General features: G+C 58.7%; 14 protein-coding genes. 10 read left to right on the top strand and 4 right to left on the bottom strand.

Annotation, left to right across the window (positions count from 1 at the left end):
- Nucleotides 1–141: 141 nt before the first annotated feature.
- Nucleotides 142–2580: a Lon protease family protein gene (locus AC3ITY_RS28560; RefSeq protein WP_489306268.1), complete on the top strand. Its 2439-nt coding sequence runs from the start codon at nt 142–144 to the stop codon at nt 2578–2580.
- A gap of 317 nt (nt 2581–2897) precedes the next feature.
- Complete coding sequence (locus AC3ITY_RS28555) at nt 2898–3239, top strand: PA4575 family protein (protein ID WP_046041767.1); 342 nt, start codon at nt 2898–2900, stop codon at nt 3237–3239.
- A gap of 6 nt (nt 3240–3245) precedes the next feature.
- On the opposite strand, the gene AC3ITY_RS28550 is transcribed toward AC3ITY_RS28555, so the two are convergent.
- Nucleotides 3246–5075, bottom strand: coding sequence for a hypothetical protein (locus AC3ITY_RS28550; protein WP_489306266.1), 1830 nt, complete (start codon nt 5073–5075; stop codon nt 3246–3248).
- A gap of 170 nt (nt 5076–5245) precedes the next feature.
- On the opposite strand from AC3ITY_RS28550, the gene AC3ITY_RS28545 reads away from it, so the two are divergent.
- The 3 genes from AC3ITY_RS28545 (at nt 5246) to bamJ (ending at nt 6899) form a co-directional block, all read left to right on the top strand.
- Nucleotides 5246–5734, top strand: coding sequence for a TIGR00645 family protein (locus AC3ITY_RS28545; RefSeq protein ID WP_007990463.1), 489 nt, complete (start codon nt 5246–5248; stop codon nt 5732–5734).
- A gap of 135 nt (nt 5735–5869) precedes the next feature.
- Nucleotides 5870–6160: a DUF6482 family protein gene (locus AC3ITY_RS28540; protein WP_489306264.1), complete on the top strand. Its 291-nt coding sequence runs from the start codon at nt 5870–5872 to the stop codon at nt 6158–6160.
- A gap of 121 nt (nt 6161–6281) precedes the next feature.
- Complete coding sequence (gene bamJ / locus AC3ITY_RS28535; RefSeq protein WP_223454792.1) at nt 6282–6899, top strand: BamJ family beta-barrel-assembly machinery protein; 618 nt, start codon at nt 6282–6284, stop codon at nt 6897–6899.
- 133 nt (nt 6900–7032) lie between these two features.
- On the opposite strand, the gene AC3ITY_RS28530 is transcribed toward bamJ, so the two are convergent.
- The 3 genes from AC3ITY_RS28530 to AC3ITY_RS28520 form a co-directional block, all read right to left on the bottom strand.
- A complete protein-coding gene (locus AC3ITY_RS28530; RefSeq protein ID WP_489306262.1) occupies nt 7033–7290 on the bottom strand; it encodes a PA4570 family protein in 258 nt (85 codons plus the stop codon).
- A gap of 204 nt (nt 7291–7494) precedes the next feature.
- Entirely contained in the window at nt 7495–7836 is a 342-nt protein-coding gene (locus AC3ITY_RS28525) for a zinc ribbon domain-containing protein YjdM (protein WP_489306260.1), read from the bottom strand.
- Between the two features lie 133 nt (nt 7837–7969).
- Nucleotides 7970–8938 (bottom strand): polyprenyl synthetase family protein, encoded by a 969-nt coding sequence (locus AC3ITY_RS28520; RefSeq protein ID WP_489306259.1) that lies wholly within the window; start codon nt 8936–8938, stop codon nt 7970–7972.
- 239 nt (nt 8939–9177) lie between these two features.
- On the opposite strand from AC3ITY_RS28520, the gene rplU reads away from it, so the two are divergent.
- The 5 genes from rplU (at nt 9178) to AC3ITY_RS28495 (ending at nt 12931) form a co-directional block, all read left to right on the top strand.
- Nucleotides 9178–9492, top strand: coding sequence for a 50S ribosomal protein L21 (rplU, locus tag AC3ITY_RS28515; protein ID WP_003176051.1), 315 nt, complete (start codon nt 9178–9180; stop codon nt 9490–9492).
- Nucleotides 9493–9527: 35 nt separating this feature from the next.
- Nucleotides 9528–9785 carry a 50S ribosomal protein L27 gene (rpmA, locus tag AC3ITY_RS28510; RefSeq protein ID WP_003281574.1) on the top strand — a complete coding sequence of 86 codons (258 nt, stop codon included), beginning with the start codon at nt 9528–9530 and terminating at the stop codon, nt 9783–9785.
- Nucleotides 9786–9980: 195 nt separating this feature from the next.
- Nucleotides 9981–11204 (top strand): Obg family GTPase CgtA, encoded by a 1224-nt coding sequence (cgtA, locus tag AC3ITY_RS28505; RefSeq protein WP_008052064.1) that lies wholly within the window; start codon nt 9981–9983, stop codon nt 11202–11204.
- Between the two features lie 137 nt (nt 11205–11341).
- Nucleotides 11342–12460, top strand: a complete 1119-nt coding sequence (gene proB / locus AC3ITY_RS28500; RefSeq protein ID WP_150727089.1) for a glutamate 5-kinase — start codon at nt 11342–11344, stop codon at nt 12458–12460.
- Nucleotides 12461–12472: 12 nt separating this feature from the next.
- Nucleotides 12473–12931: a CreA family protein gene (locus tag AC3ITY_RS28495; RefSeq protein WP_489306258.1), complete on the top strand. Its 459-nt coding sequence runs from the start codon at nt 12473–12475 to the stop codon at nt 12929–12931.
- Nucleotides 12932–13052: the final 121 nt, after the last annotated feature.

Genomic DNA, 13052 nt, shown 5'->3' with positions numbered 1-13052 from the left:
TCATGGGAAACGGCAGCGCAAGCCCGGCCCGCTTGGGGTTGGCGTATTGACTATGCTCAGGCCTGCGGCGCTCCTTGCCAGTCGGGCATGGGCGGCGCCAGAATGCTGCCATCTGCCCCGCCTGATTGTTAAGGAAGCCCGATGCCTGATCCTGTTGCTGCCAGCTTGCGTCTAGCGCCCGAAGCGCTGACCCGTCCGTTTTCCGCTGAACAGTTCAGCTTCTCTACCACCAATGATCTGGAGCCCTTTCGCGGTGTGCTTGGCCAGGAACGTGCGGTCGAAGCCTTGCAGTTCGGTGTGGCCATGCCACGCCCCGGTTACAACGTATTCGTCATGGGCGAGCCCGGCACTGGCCGGTTCTCGTTCGTCAAACGCTACCTCAAGGCCGAAGGCAAGCGCCTGCAGACCCCGGCGGACTGGGTCTATGTCAACAATTTCGATGAACCTCGCGAGCCGCGCGCACTGGAACTGCCGTCGGGCACTGCCGGTAACTTCATTGGAGATATCAACGGTCTGATCGACAACCTGCTGGCGACCTTTCCGGCAGTCTTCGAGCATCCGTCCTACCAGCAGAAGAAAAGCGCCATCGACCGCGCCTTCAACCAGCGCTACGACAAGGCCCTGGACATCATCGAACGTCTGGCGCTGGAAAAGGATGTCGCGCTGTACCGCGACGCCAGCAATATCGCCTTCACCCCGATGGGCGACGGCAAGGCGTTGGACGAAGCTGAATTCGCCCAGTTGCCGGAAGCCGAGCGCGAGCGCTTTCACGAGGATATTTCCGTGCTGGAGGAGCGCCTGAACGAAGAGCTCGCCAGCCTGCCGCAATGGAAGCGTGAGTCGAGCAACCAACTGCGTCATCTGAACGAGGAAACCATCACTCTGGCCTTGCAGCCATTGTTGTCGCCATTGTCGGAGAAGTACGCCGAGAACGCGGCGGTATGCGGTTATCTGCAAGCCATGCAGGTGTACTTGCTCAAGACCGTGGTCGAGCAACTGGTGGACGACAGCAAGACCGACGCTGTCGCCCGCAAGTTGCTGGAAGAACAATACGCGCCGAGCCTGGTGGTCGGTCATTCGGCCAGCGGCGGTGCGCCGGTGGTGTTCGAGCCGCACCCGACCTACGAAAACCTCTTCGGTCGTATCGAATACAGCACCGATCAGGGCGCGCTGTACACCACCTACCGCCAACTGCGGCCGGGTGCCTTGCACCGGGCCAATGGCGGTTTCCTGATTCTTGAAGCGGACAAAATGCTCAGCGAGCCATTCGTGTGGGATGCGCTGAAACGCGCCCTGCAATCGCGCAAGCTGAAAATGGAATCGCCGCTGGGTGAACTGGGCCGTCTGGCCACAGTGACCCTGACGCCGCAACACATTCCGTTGCAGGTCAAAGTTGTCATCATCGGTGCCCGTCAGCTGTATTACACGCTGCAAGACCTCGATCCGGACTTCCAGGAGATGTTCCGCGTCCTGGTGGACTTCGACGAAGACATCCCGATGGTCGACGAGAGCCTGGAGCAGTTCGCCCAGTTGCTCAAGACCCGTACTTCCGAAGAAGGCATGGCACCGCTGACCGCCGATGCGGTGGCACGCCTGGCGACCTACAGCGCGCGTCTGGCCGAGCATCAGGGGCGCTTGTCGGCGCGTATCGGGGACTTGTTCCAGTTGGTCAGCGAGGCGGACTTTATCCGCCATCTGGCAGGCGATGAAATGACCGACGCCGGGCATATCGAGCGTGCGCTCAAGGCCAAGGCCACTCGGACCGGGCGGGTTTCGGCGCGGATTCTCGATGACATGCTGGCCGGGATCATCCTGATCGACACCGCGGGCGCGGCGGTTGGCAAGTGCAACGGCTTGACGGTGCTGGAAGTCGGTGACTCGGCCTTTGGTATACCGGCGCGGATTTCCGCCACGGTGTACCCGGGCGGCAGCGGCATCGTCGACATCGAGCGCGAGGTCAACCTCGGTCAGCCGATCCACTCCAAAGGCGTGATGATCCTTACCGGTTATCTGGGCAGCCGTTACGCCCAGGAATTTCCGCTGGCGATTTCCGCGAGCATTGCCCTGGAGCAATCCTACGGTTATGTCGATGGCGACAGTGCTTCCCTGGGCGAGGCCTGCACCCTGATCTCGGCCTTGTCGAAAACCCCGCTCAAGCAGTGCTTTGCCATCACCGGTTCGATCAACCAGTTCGGCGAAGTGCAGGCGGTCGGCGGAGTCAACGAGAAGATCGAGGGCTTCTTCCGTCTGTGCGAAGCCCGCGGGTTGACCGGCGAGCAGGGGGCAATCATTCCTCACGCCAACGTCGCTACGCTGATGCTCGACGAGAAGGTGCTGACGGCGGTGCGTTCGGGGCAGTTCCATGTCTATGCGGTCCGTCAGGCCGACGAAGCCTTGAGCTTGCTGGTCGGCGAGCCGGCCGGCGAGCCGAACGAGAATGGCGAATTCCCTGAAGGCAGCGTGAACGCACGGGTCGTGGAGCGCTTGCGGGTTATCGCGGAAATGATCAGTGAAGATGATCTGAAGGAAGCCGAGAAAGAGTTGGCGCAAGAGGCGTTGGCGGAAACAAAACCGGCCTGATGCAGTAACCCATGTGGGAGCGGCGGTGCGGCGATCCGACTTGCTCGCGAATGCGTCTTTTCATTCAACATTTATGTTGGCTGATACGCCGCATTCGCGAGCAAGCCCGCTCCCACATTTGTTTGTGTGAACACTGGAAAAGCGTCATCGAAATGACGTCAATATTCATACTGTGACCATTCGGCGCCTTTCGGTCTCGTCCGGCCTGCAAGGCAGACTTTTCTTCTATTCTCAGCTCAAGGATATTGATAGTAATCACAGGATCGAAACAGCCTTCCCATGGGGGCTGAATACCGGATCTACCGAGGGTCGCCGCCATGTCGCGCAACCTCTGCCTCACCCGTCAATGCCTGGGCCTTGTGACCCGTATCGAGTGTTCCATCCGTCCATTGGCGGGAGATACGGGCATGTGGACTCTGCTGTTCGCTGCCGGAATGGCCGGTGAACAACCTTCGGCCATCAAGGCCCAAGGCCCGTTTCACGGTCCATTCGTCGCAGAATCAATCCTCGACACCATCGTTGAAAGCCTGACCTTGCACGGCTACGAGTTGGCCGACGATCCGCAAATCTGGTGCCTGCACCTGCAAGCCCAACTGCGGGAAATCAACGGTGGTCGCTGCCGAAACATGGGCGGCTTCGAGTTTCACCCCGAGCACTGAGTCGCACTATTGATCAAGGCGCGTCATGTCGGCCTTGTCGAGTTTGACCTCGAAACCATATTGCACGGTGTCGAGGTCAGTGCGCTGATAGGTTTCCAGGCGCGTAGGCTGCCCGTAGAAGTAATGCACGGCAAACTGCGCCGGACCTTGTGCGCTCGCGTCATGGCTGACCGATAGAATCTCCTTCAAGTAATTACCGCTGTCGTCCTTGGCGAAAAAGCGCCAGTCCTGGGCGGGAAACGCCTTCAGGTCCACCACCAGTGCATTGTTTTTGAGCTTAAGGCCTTTGGGCAGTTGGCGGGCATCGACGGTTTTTTGCTCGACTGTGGCCAGGAACAGCGGCATCGAGCCCACCGCATAGGCCGGCGTTTGCGGAAACAGATTCAGATCGTAAGTGATGGTGCCGCGCAGGGGGTCGATCTGGTATGCCTCGGGCGGCAGTTCGATCGGCTCGTCGCGTTTGCCACTTGCGTCTTCGGTAAAGAAACTCACCGGACTTTGACCAGGGTTGAACGATGTACCGAGCAGTTCATCGTTGAAGCTACGCAGATGAGTGAATTCGATTCGTGCCGCGCTGGGGTCGTCGACCGACTGACTGATGTTGACGTTCTTTTTCAGTTGATCCTCGCTCAGCGTTGCTCCTTTCAGCCAGCTCACCGCCTGGTCGTCATACACCACCACGGGCAGGTTCAAGGGCTGGATGGACTTGTCCGTGGTATTGGCATCGAAACGCCGGATCGGCAGGTCGAGGTCCTTGCGGGTGACAGTGACGGCGGAAAAATCCAGCATGCTGACTTCGAGGGTTTCGATCGTCCCATTGAAGTACACCTTCGAATAATGTCGAGCCTGCTGTTTCTCAAAGTTGCGTTGTTCTTCGTCGAGCTGTTTTTCCAGGGCCTCGCTCCAGCTCTTTTGCTGCTGCATCTTGGCCAGCTGCTGCTGATAGAAGGCGATTTGTACCGCGGTTTCGTTGATTGAGCCGGCGCGCGAGATGAATTGCCCGGTGCTGTCCATGGCCTGGACGATCAGCGGGTTCAGCGGTGTTTCACTGACTTCTGGGGCCAGGGGCGCGCTGTTGTTGTATTCGATTTCCGCGTAGTTGTTCGTCAATGAGAGCAGGGTGACGCTCAGGTTGTCATTGGTGCGGGTCTGGCCTACGTCCTTTTTCGTCAGGTCGAAGCTGTAGAGGCGGCGTGGCGCGATGACTTCGACTTTGCCTTGCAGGCTCACCGGTTGCGGTTGCTGCTTTCTGTCGATGTCGAGGCCTTCGATGAAGGGGTAGGCCAAGGTCAGGTCATCGGGGTTGGTCAGGTTGGAGCTCGATGGGCTCAGCTGGATGCCAGGATCGGTTTCCGACCATTCCGGCTGGAACGCAATCAATCGTTTGTTGCTCAGCGTGACCGACTGCCATTCCAGGCCATGGGGAAACAAAAAAGCGGCAGGAACGCTGAACGTGAAGGGAAACACCGGTTGCAAATCGGTCAGGTAGTCGGAGCTGGAGTCCTTTTGCAGCACGAACAACCCGTTGATGTAGGTGTCGACCAGGGCCTGTGGGCTCGGATAGTGCTTGAGCATGGCGAGGGTGTCTTCGCCGTATTCGGTTTCAACTGGTTTGCTGTCGAGCTTGAGTTGTGCGCGTTCAAGCAGCAGCAGTGAGCCGCCCAGCTCCGACACGGCATCCTTGAGCTTTGGATCCTGGATAGCGTCCAGCGACTTTTCGAACTGCGCGGTTTTTTCTTCGAGGCTGACCTGGCGTTTTTCATCGCTGGGTGAGCAGCCGCTTAGCAGCAGCGCCAGGCAGATACCGGCACTCGTCAAAGGCAATCGCACATCCATTTCCAGTTTTCCTGTCCGATATCACTGAGCAGTCAATGATTTGGACACTAGCAGAAAAACCTTGATACACAGGCGCAGGTGACGGATTTTCCGACGGTTTCTGGCTGCTTCTGGGTATAGACGGGCGGCTGTTATACTCGCGGCCGTTTTCAGTCCACATGTGAGATTCAATGGAACGCTTTATCGAAAATACAATGTACGCCTCGCGCTGGCTGCTGGCGCCGATCTATTTCGGCCTATCCCTCGGGCTGTTGGCGCTGGCACTGAAATTCTTCCAGGAAGTCTTCCACGTCATCCCGAACGTGTTTTCAATGGCCGAATCGGACTTGATCCTGGTGCTGCTGTCGCTGATCGACATGGCGCTGGTGGGCGGTTTGCTGGTGATGGTGATGATTTCCGGCTACGAGAACTTCGTCTCGCAACTGGACATCGACGACAGCAAGGAGAAGCTCAACTGGCTGGGCACCATGGACTCTTCGTCGCTGAAGATGAAAGTGGCCGCGTCGATCGTGGCGATTTCGTCAATTCACCTGCTGCGCATCTTCATGGACGCCAAGAACGTCGATCCCGAGCATTTGCAGTGGTACGTGATCATCCACATGACTTTCGTGGTATCGGCATTCGCCATGGGTTACCTGGATAAAGTCACCAAGCACTGATCCATTGCTGGCCCCATGAAACACGCCGCCCGTCTGTTGCAAAACAGACGGGCGGCGTCGTTTGTGGCTTGTGCTTTGATGCGCCGAGGCCTATCCCTGTAATGAGATTGGCTCGCTACTGCGTGAGGTGCGCTCATGAACCTGCAAGAGTTGAATGCGTATGCCGTCGCCGGGAAGGTCGATGAGCTGAACCTGATCTCTATGGAGGGAGGCATCTACCTGCTGGAGGCGCGGATGCACGGTGCGGCTTATCCATTGAGCGATGCGCGCGGGCACATGATGAGCCTGCGTTCGGTGGAGCATGCCCGTGATGTGCTGCGCTCCTTTCCCAAGTTGCACTTCAACCTCGTGCACACGGTCGTACATGACGAAATGTGCGGGTTGGTTGCCGATGTCGAGGAAAACCTGAAGGTGCCGATCGCCTGACGTCCCTCATCAATGGCATGACATCTGTGCTAGTCTGCTGACCCTTTTGGTTCCGGGCGCTCCGGGACGCGCTGTGCACGCATGGCAAGTTCCCGAGCCGTCCGCACAGCGGAGCAGTGTCATGTCCGAAGTAAATCTGTCCACCGACGAAACCCGCGTCAGCTACGGTATTGGCCGTCAGCTGGGCGACCAACTGCGCGACAACCCGCCACCGGGCGTAAGCCTGGACGCGATCCTGGCAGGTCTGACCGACGCATTCGCCGGCAAGCCAAGCCGTGTGGGCCAGGAAGAAATGTCCGCCAGCTTCAAAGTCATCCGCGAAATCATGCAGGCCGAAGCTGCAGCCAAGGCTGAAGCGGCTGCTGGCGAAGGCCTGGCCTTCCTGGCTGAAAACGCCAAGCGTGACGGCATCACCACTCTGGCTTCCGGCCTGCAGTTCGAAGTGCTGACCGCTGGCGAAGGCGCCAAGCCATCCCGTGAAGACTCCGTGCGTACTCACTACCACGGCACCCTGATCGACGGCACTGTGTTCGACAGCTCCTATGATCGCGGCGAGCCTGCAGAATTCCCGGTTGGCGGCGTGATCGCCGGCTGGACCGAAGCCCTGCAACTGATGAACGCCGGCAGCAAATGGCGCCTGTACGTGCCGAGCGAACTGGCTTACGGCGCTCAAGGCGTTGGCAGCATTCCGCCGCACAGCGTACTGGTGTTCGACGTCGAGTTGCTCGACGTTCTGTAAGACCCGCTGACTTACCTGTAGGAGCGAGCTTGCTCGCGATGGGCGTTAACGATAACGCTGCCATTCTGAATGAACGCGGTGTCTTCCAGTTCTTCGCGAGCAAGCTCGCTCCTACAGTGTTTTGCAGTGTCTCTCATGGATGAAACTTGCCATTGAGATCCGTCGTCGGGCGCAACGCCCGGGCATAGCAGAACAGAAACAGATTGCGCACCAGTTCCTTGAGCACCACCGGCTCGCTTGAACTCAAGCCGCTGACGTCCAGGTCACCCTGATCCTGCAGCTCGCTCAAGGCTTCCTCTTCCAGCACGGCACAGACTTCCCCGGTTTCCCGATGCAGGATCCGGAGGTAAGGGTGTGGGCGGTCCAGCCAGGCATCGATCAAATAAGTCATGGTTCTCATCTCCATTGAAGGCTTTATGAGAATAATTCTTATTCGTAAAATAGCAAGGGCCTATTGGCGGTTTGCGCTTTTTTCCGGGTAAAGATTGCGTCAGGTCAAACCGACTGGCGTTTGGCTATTGCGAGGATTTACGGGGTGAAGCGGGGGAGGGGAAGTTGCCATCCCACGCCGGGCGCGGGATGGACAACAGCAGGTTCAGACTTTTCTGACGAACTCGGACTTGAGTTTCATCGGGCCGATGCCGTCGATCTTGCAATCGATGTCGTGATCGCCATCGCACAGGCGGATGTTCTTGACCTTGGTGCCGACCTTGACCACCAAAGACGTACCCTTGACCTTGAGGTCCTTGATCACGGTGATGGTGTCGCCGTCCTGCAGGACGTTGCCGACCGAATCCTTTTTCACTGCGTCATCGGACATCGCTTCGGTTTCACCGCTGGCGGACCATTCGTGGGCGCACTCAGGGCAGATCAGCTGGGCGCCGTCTTCATAGGTGTATTCGGAATTGCATTTTGGGCAGGGTGGCAACGTGCTCACTAAGGCTCCTTGGATTCAGGATCGCTAAAAAGCGCACATTGTATAGGGTTTTAGGCGGGAGAGGGCGCAGCGCAGGAAAACCTGTGGGGAACAACCCTGTGGGAGCTTGCTCTCACAGGGTTTTGCAGTGTTGTCAGTGCGTACGTGCGACCGCGAACTCACTCAGTTCAACCAGTGCATCGCGGTACTCGCTGGCAGGCAGCGCTTCGAGGCACTTGATCGCGCGGGCCACATAGTCACGGGCCAGTTGCGCGGTGTACTCCAGCGAGCCCGAGGCTTCCACGGCTTCGCGGATGCTTTCCAGGTCTTCGATTCCGCCTTTCTGGATCGCCTTGCGCACCAGGGCGGCCTGTTCCGGCGTACCTTCGCGCATGGTGTAGATCAGCGGCAGGGTCGGCTTGCCTTCGGCCAGATCGTCTCCGACGTTCTTGCCCAGGGTTTCGGCGTCGCCTTTGTAATCGAGCAGGTCGTCGACCAGCTGGAAGGCCACGCCCAGGTGATCACCGAAAGTACGCAGGGCTTCGGCCTGTTCTTGCGAGGCTTCGCATAGGGCGGCGGCGCTGTGGGTCGAGGCTTCGAAGAGCATCGCGGTCTTGCCGCGGATGACTTCCATGTAGGTTTCTTCGGTGGTGCTGGCGTCACGAACCTTCGACAGCTGCAACACTTCGCCTTCAGCGATGATGCGCGTGGCCTGCGACAGGATCTTCATCACCGGCATCGAGCCCAGCTCGACCATCATTTCGAACGAGCGCGAATACAGGAAGTCACCGACCAGCACGCTTGGAGCGTTGCCCCACATGGCGTTGGCGGTCGAGCGGCCACGGCGCATGCCGGACATGTCGACCACATCGTCATGCAGCAGGGTAGCGGTGTGCAGGAACTCGATGGTCGCGGCCAGCAGGCGCAGGTCATCGCCTTCGCGCCCCAGGGCCTTGCCACACAGCAGCACCAATAAAGGACGCAGGCGTTTGCCGCCGGCCGAGGTGATGTAATCGCCGATTTTCGATACAAGCGGCACGCGCGAAGTCAGCTGCTTCTTGATGATGCCGTCGACGGCGCTAAAATCGTCCGCCACCGCGCGGTAGAAAGCTTGGGGTTGCATCAGCGACAGTCGCTCCAGAAGGGTTGCGCGGCATGCTAGGACCCACGTCCGGGCCTGTCAAGGCGCGATGGACGGCCCCTTGCAAGGCGCTCGTGGCTTGCGTACAATCGCGCACCCTGAACTTCCTGGGCAGCACCTGCCTTACGCAATTGCAAGCGGGCCTCCAGCCCCATGCAGCCATGCCAGCCAATACCTCTTCTTATAAAGAGCTGGGTGAGCAGGATTATCGGAGAAATACCATGTCTTATGCAGTAATCGTTACTGGCGGCAAGCAGTACAAAGTCGCCCCAGGTGAATACCTGAAGATCGAAAAACTGGAAATCGCTACCGGCGAATCCGTTACCTTTGATCGCGTTCTGTTGGTTGCCAACGGTGACGACGTGAATATCGGCGCTCCAGTTGTTGCTGGCGCTACCGTTGTGGCTGAAGTGATCTCCCAAGGTCGTCACGATAAAGTCCGCATCATCAAGTTCCGTCGCCGTAAGCACCACATGAAGCGTATGGGCCACCGCCAGTGGTACACCGAGATCAAAATCACCGGTATTCAGGCTTAATTACAGCCTAATTCCTCACTAGGAGAATTGAACTCATGGCACACAAAAAAGCTGGTGGTAGTACCCGTAACGGTCGCGACTCAGAAGCCAAGCGCCTTGGCGTGAAGATGTATGGCGGCCAGGCTATCAAAGCAGGCAACATCATCGTGCGTCAGCGCGGCACCCAATTCCACGCTGGCTACGGCGTTGGCATGGGTAAAGATCACACCCTCTTCGCTAAAGTCGAAGGCGTGATCAAGTTCGAAGTAAAGGGCGCCTTCGGTCGTCGTTACGTGAGCGTAGTCGCAGCTTAATTGCGCTATCGCTGGAAAAGCCCTGTCTCGCGACGGGGCTTTTTCGTTTGTGGGGTGAGTCTCTTGCAAAGCTGTTTGTATGGGCTGTCGGCGTACGATGTAGGTGTCGTGGTTTAGGGTCGCTGCGCTCATTTTTGCAAGAGTCTTATGTCTTGATTGTTTTTCGGCTCGTCCGTATGGCGAGAGGCGTTTGTTATGAAGTTTGTTGATGAAGTATCGATTCGAGTAAAGGCTGGTGACGGCGGCAATGGCGCAATGAGTTTCCGTCGGGAAAAATTTATCGAGAACGGTGGCCCGAACGGCGGTGATGGCGGTGACGGCGGTTCCATCTACATGATGGCCGACGAAAACCTCAACACCCTGGTGGACTACCGCTACACCCGGCACTTCGATGCCGAGCGTGGCTCCAACGGCGGCAGCACCGACTGCACCGGCAAGAAGGGTGAAGACCTGATCCTGCGCGTTCCGGTCGGCACCACGGTGATTGACTCCGCGACTCAGGAAGTCATCGGCGACCTGACCAAGGCCGGTCAGAAATTGATGGTAGTGCAGGGCGGCTGGCACGGTCTGGGCAACACCCGTTTCAAATCCAGTACCAACCGTGCGCCGCGCCAGACCACTCCGGGCAAGCCGGGTGAGCAGCGCGACCTGAAGCTGGAAATGAAAGTGCTGGCTGACGTCGGTCTGCTGGGCTTGCCGAACGCCGGTAAAAGTACTTTTATCCGTTCGGTTTCGGCTGCCAAGCCGAAAGTTGCCGACTACCCGTTCACCACGCTGGTGCCGAACCTGGGTGTGGTCAGCGTCGATCGCTGGAAGAGCTTCGTCATTGCCGATATTCCGGGTTTGATCGAGGGTGCTTCCGAGGGTGCTGGCCTGGGCATTCGCTTCCTCAAGCACTTGGCGCGTACGCGTCTGTTGCTGCACCTCGTGGACATGGCGCCGCTGGATGACGCCAGCGCACCGGATGCCGCTGAAGTGATCGTCAACGAGTTGATCAAGTTCAGCCCGTCCCTGGCGGAGCGTGATCGCTGGCTGGTCCTGAACAAGTGCGACCAGATTCTTGATGAAGAGCACGATGCTCGCGTCAAGGAAATCGTTGATCGCCTGGAATGGACGGGTCCGGTCTACGTGATCTCGGCCATCTCCAAGCTCGGTACCGAGCGTCTGTGCCACGACATCATGCGTTACATGGAAGATCGTGCTGATCGCCTGGCCAATGACCCGGCCTACAAGGAAGAGCTGGCTGATCTCGATCAGCGCATCGAAGACGAAGCTCGCGCGCAACTGCAGGCGCTGGATGACAAGCGTGCCCTGCGTCGCAGCGGCGTGAAGTCGGTCCATGACATCGGCGACGATGATTGGGACGAAGAAGATGTGGATGACGAAGACGGTCCGGAAATCATTTACGTGCGTGACTGATTCGTTGCGATAAACTTAAACGCCGCTCAATCGAGCGGCGTTTTGGTATCTGGAAATCGATTGTTGGTCACGAATAACCACGAATAACGTCACGGGCAGTGCTAGGTCGCGCTGCCCTCAAGCTAAGGTTGAAGATGATGCGGAGCAAGGTGACAGGTGCGCAGCGTTGGGTCGTGAAGATCGGCAGCGCTTTGCTGACGGCGGACGGCAAAGGCCTGGATCGCGCGGCAATGGGTGTCTGGGTTGAGCAGATGGTGGCCTTGCATGAGGCGGGTGTCGAGCTGGTGCTGGTGTCCTCCGGGGCGGTGGCGGCCGGCATGAGCCGTTTGGGCTGGACCTCGCGACCCAGTGCGATGCACGAACTTCAGGCTGCCGCCGCAATCGGCCAGATGGGGTTGGTGCAGGCCTGGGAGTCGAGCTTTGCCGAGCATGGCCGGCATACCGCGCAGATTCTCCTGACTCACGACGACTTGTCCGATCGCAAGCGCTACCTGAACGCCCGCAGCACTTTGCGCGCACTGGTTGAGCTGAAAGTCATTCCGGTGATCAACGAAAATGACACCGTAGTCACCGACGAAATCCGTTTCGGCGACAACGACACCCTGGCGGCGCTGGTGGCGAACCTGGTCGAGGCTGATTTGCTGGTGATCCTGACGGATCGCGATGGCATGTTCGACGCCGACCCGCGCAACAATCCGGATGCCCAGCTGATTTACGAGGCGCGTGCCGATGATCCGGCGCTCGACGCGGTGGCGGGCGGCACTGGTGGTGCGCTGGGTCGTGGTGGCATGCAGACCAAATTGCGTGCTGCGCGACTGGCGGCCCGTTCCGGTGCTCACACCATCATCGTTGGTGGGCGCATCGAGCGTGTGCTGGATCGCCTCAAGGCGGGCGAGCGCATCGGCACCTTGCTGTCGCCGGAGCGTGGCATGCTGGCGGCACGCAAGCAGTGGCTGGCCGGTCATCTGCAAACCCGTGGCACCCTGGTGCTGGATGCTGGTGCGGTGATCGCGTTGTCCCAGGGCAACAAGAGCTTGCTACCGGTCGGGGTCAAATTGGTGCAGGGCAGCTTCCGTCGCGGTGAGATGGTGGTCTGCGTGGCGCCGGACGGTCGTGAGATTGCCCGTGGCCTGGCCAACTACAGTGCGCTGGAAGCGCAAAAAATCATCGGTCAGTCGTCTGAGGCGATTGTTGGTCTGTTGGGATACATGGCGGAGCCGGAGCTGGTTCACCGCGATAACCTGATCCTGGTCTGAGGGAATACCTGAATGCGTGTGGCAAAAGGATTGTTGGGGCTATTGCTGGCGATGCCGCTGCTGGCTTCGGCCGAGGAGATCGGGCAGGTGTCGACGGTGTTCAAGTTTGTCGGGCCGAATGACCGGATCGTGGTCGAGGCTTTTGATGATCCCAAGGTCGATGGTGTGACCTGCTATCTGTCGCGCGCCAAGACGGGTGGGGTGAAGGGTGGTCTTGGTTTGGCCGAGGATCGTGCCGAAGCGTCTATCGCTTGCCGACAGGTCGGGCCGATCAGCTTTAAGGGTGAGCTCAAGGATGGCGACGAGGTGTTCAAGGAGCGCACGTCCCTGGTGTTCAAGACCATGCAGGTGGTGCGCTTCCTCGACAAGAAGCGCAATACACTGGTGTACCTGGTGTATAGCGATCGCCTGATCGAGGGTAGTCCGCAGAATGCGGTAACGGCGATTCCGATTTTGCCGTGGGCCCAGTAGGAGCGAGCTTGCTCGCGAAAAACCAGAGTGCGCCGCGTACATTCAGGCGGCGCACGTAATTGTTGACGACCATCGCGAGCAAGCTCGCTCCTACAGTTTTATTGCGCGCCCACCAAATCGC

The organism is Pseudomonas sp. GL_091 (assembly GCF_057837725.1).
The sequence above is the reverse complement of the archived record's forward strand: the minus strand, read 5'-3'. Positions and strand labels throughout refer to the sequence as shown.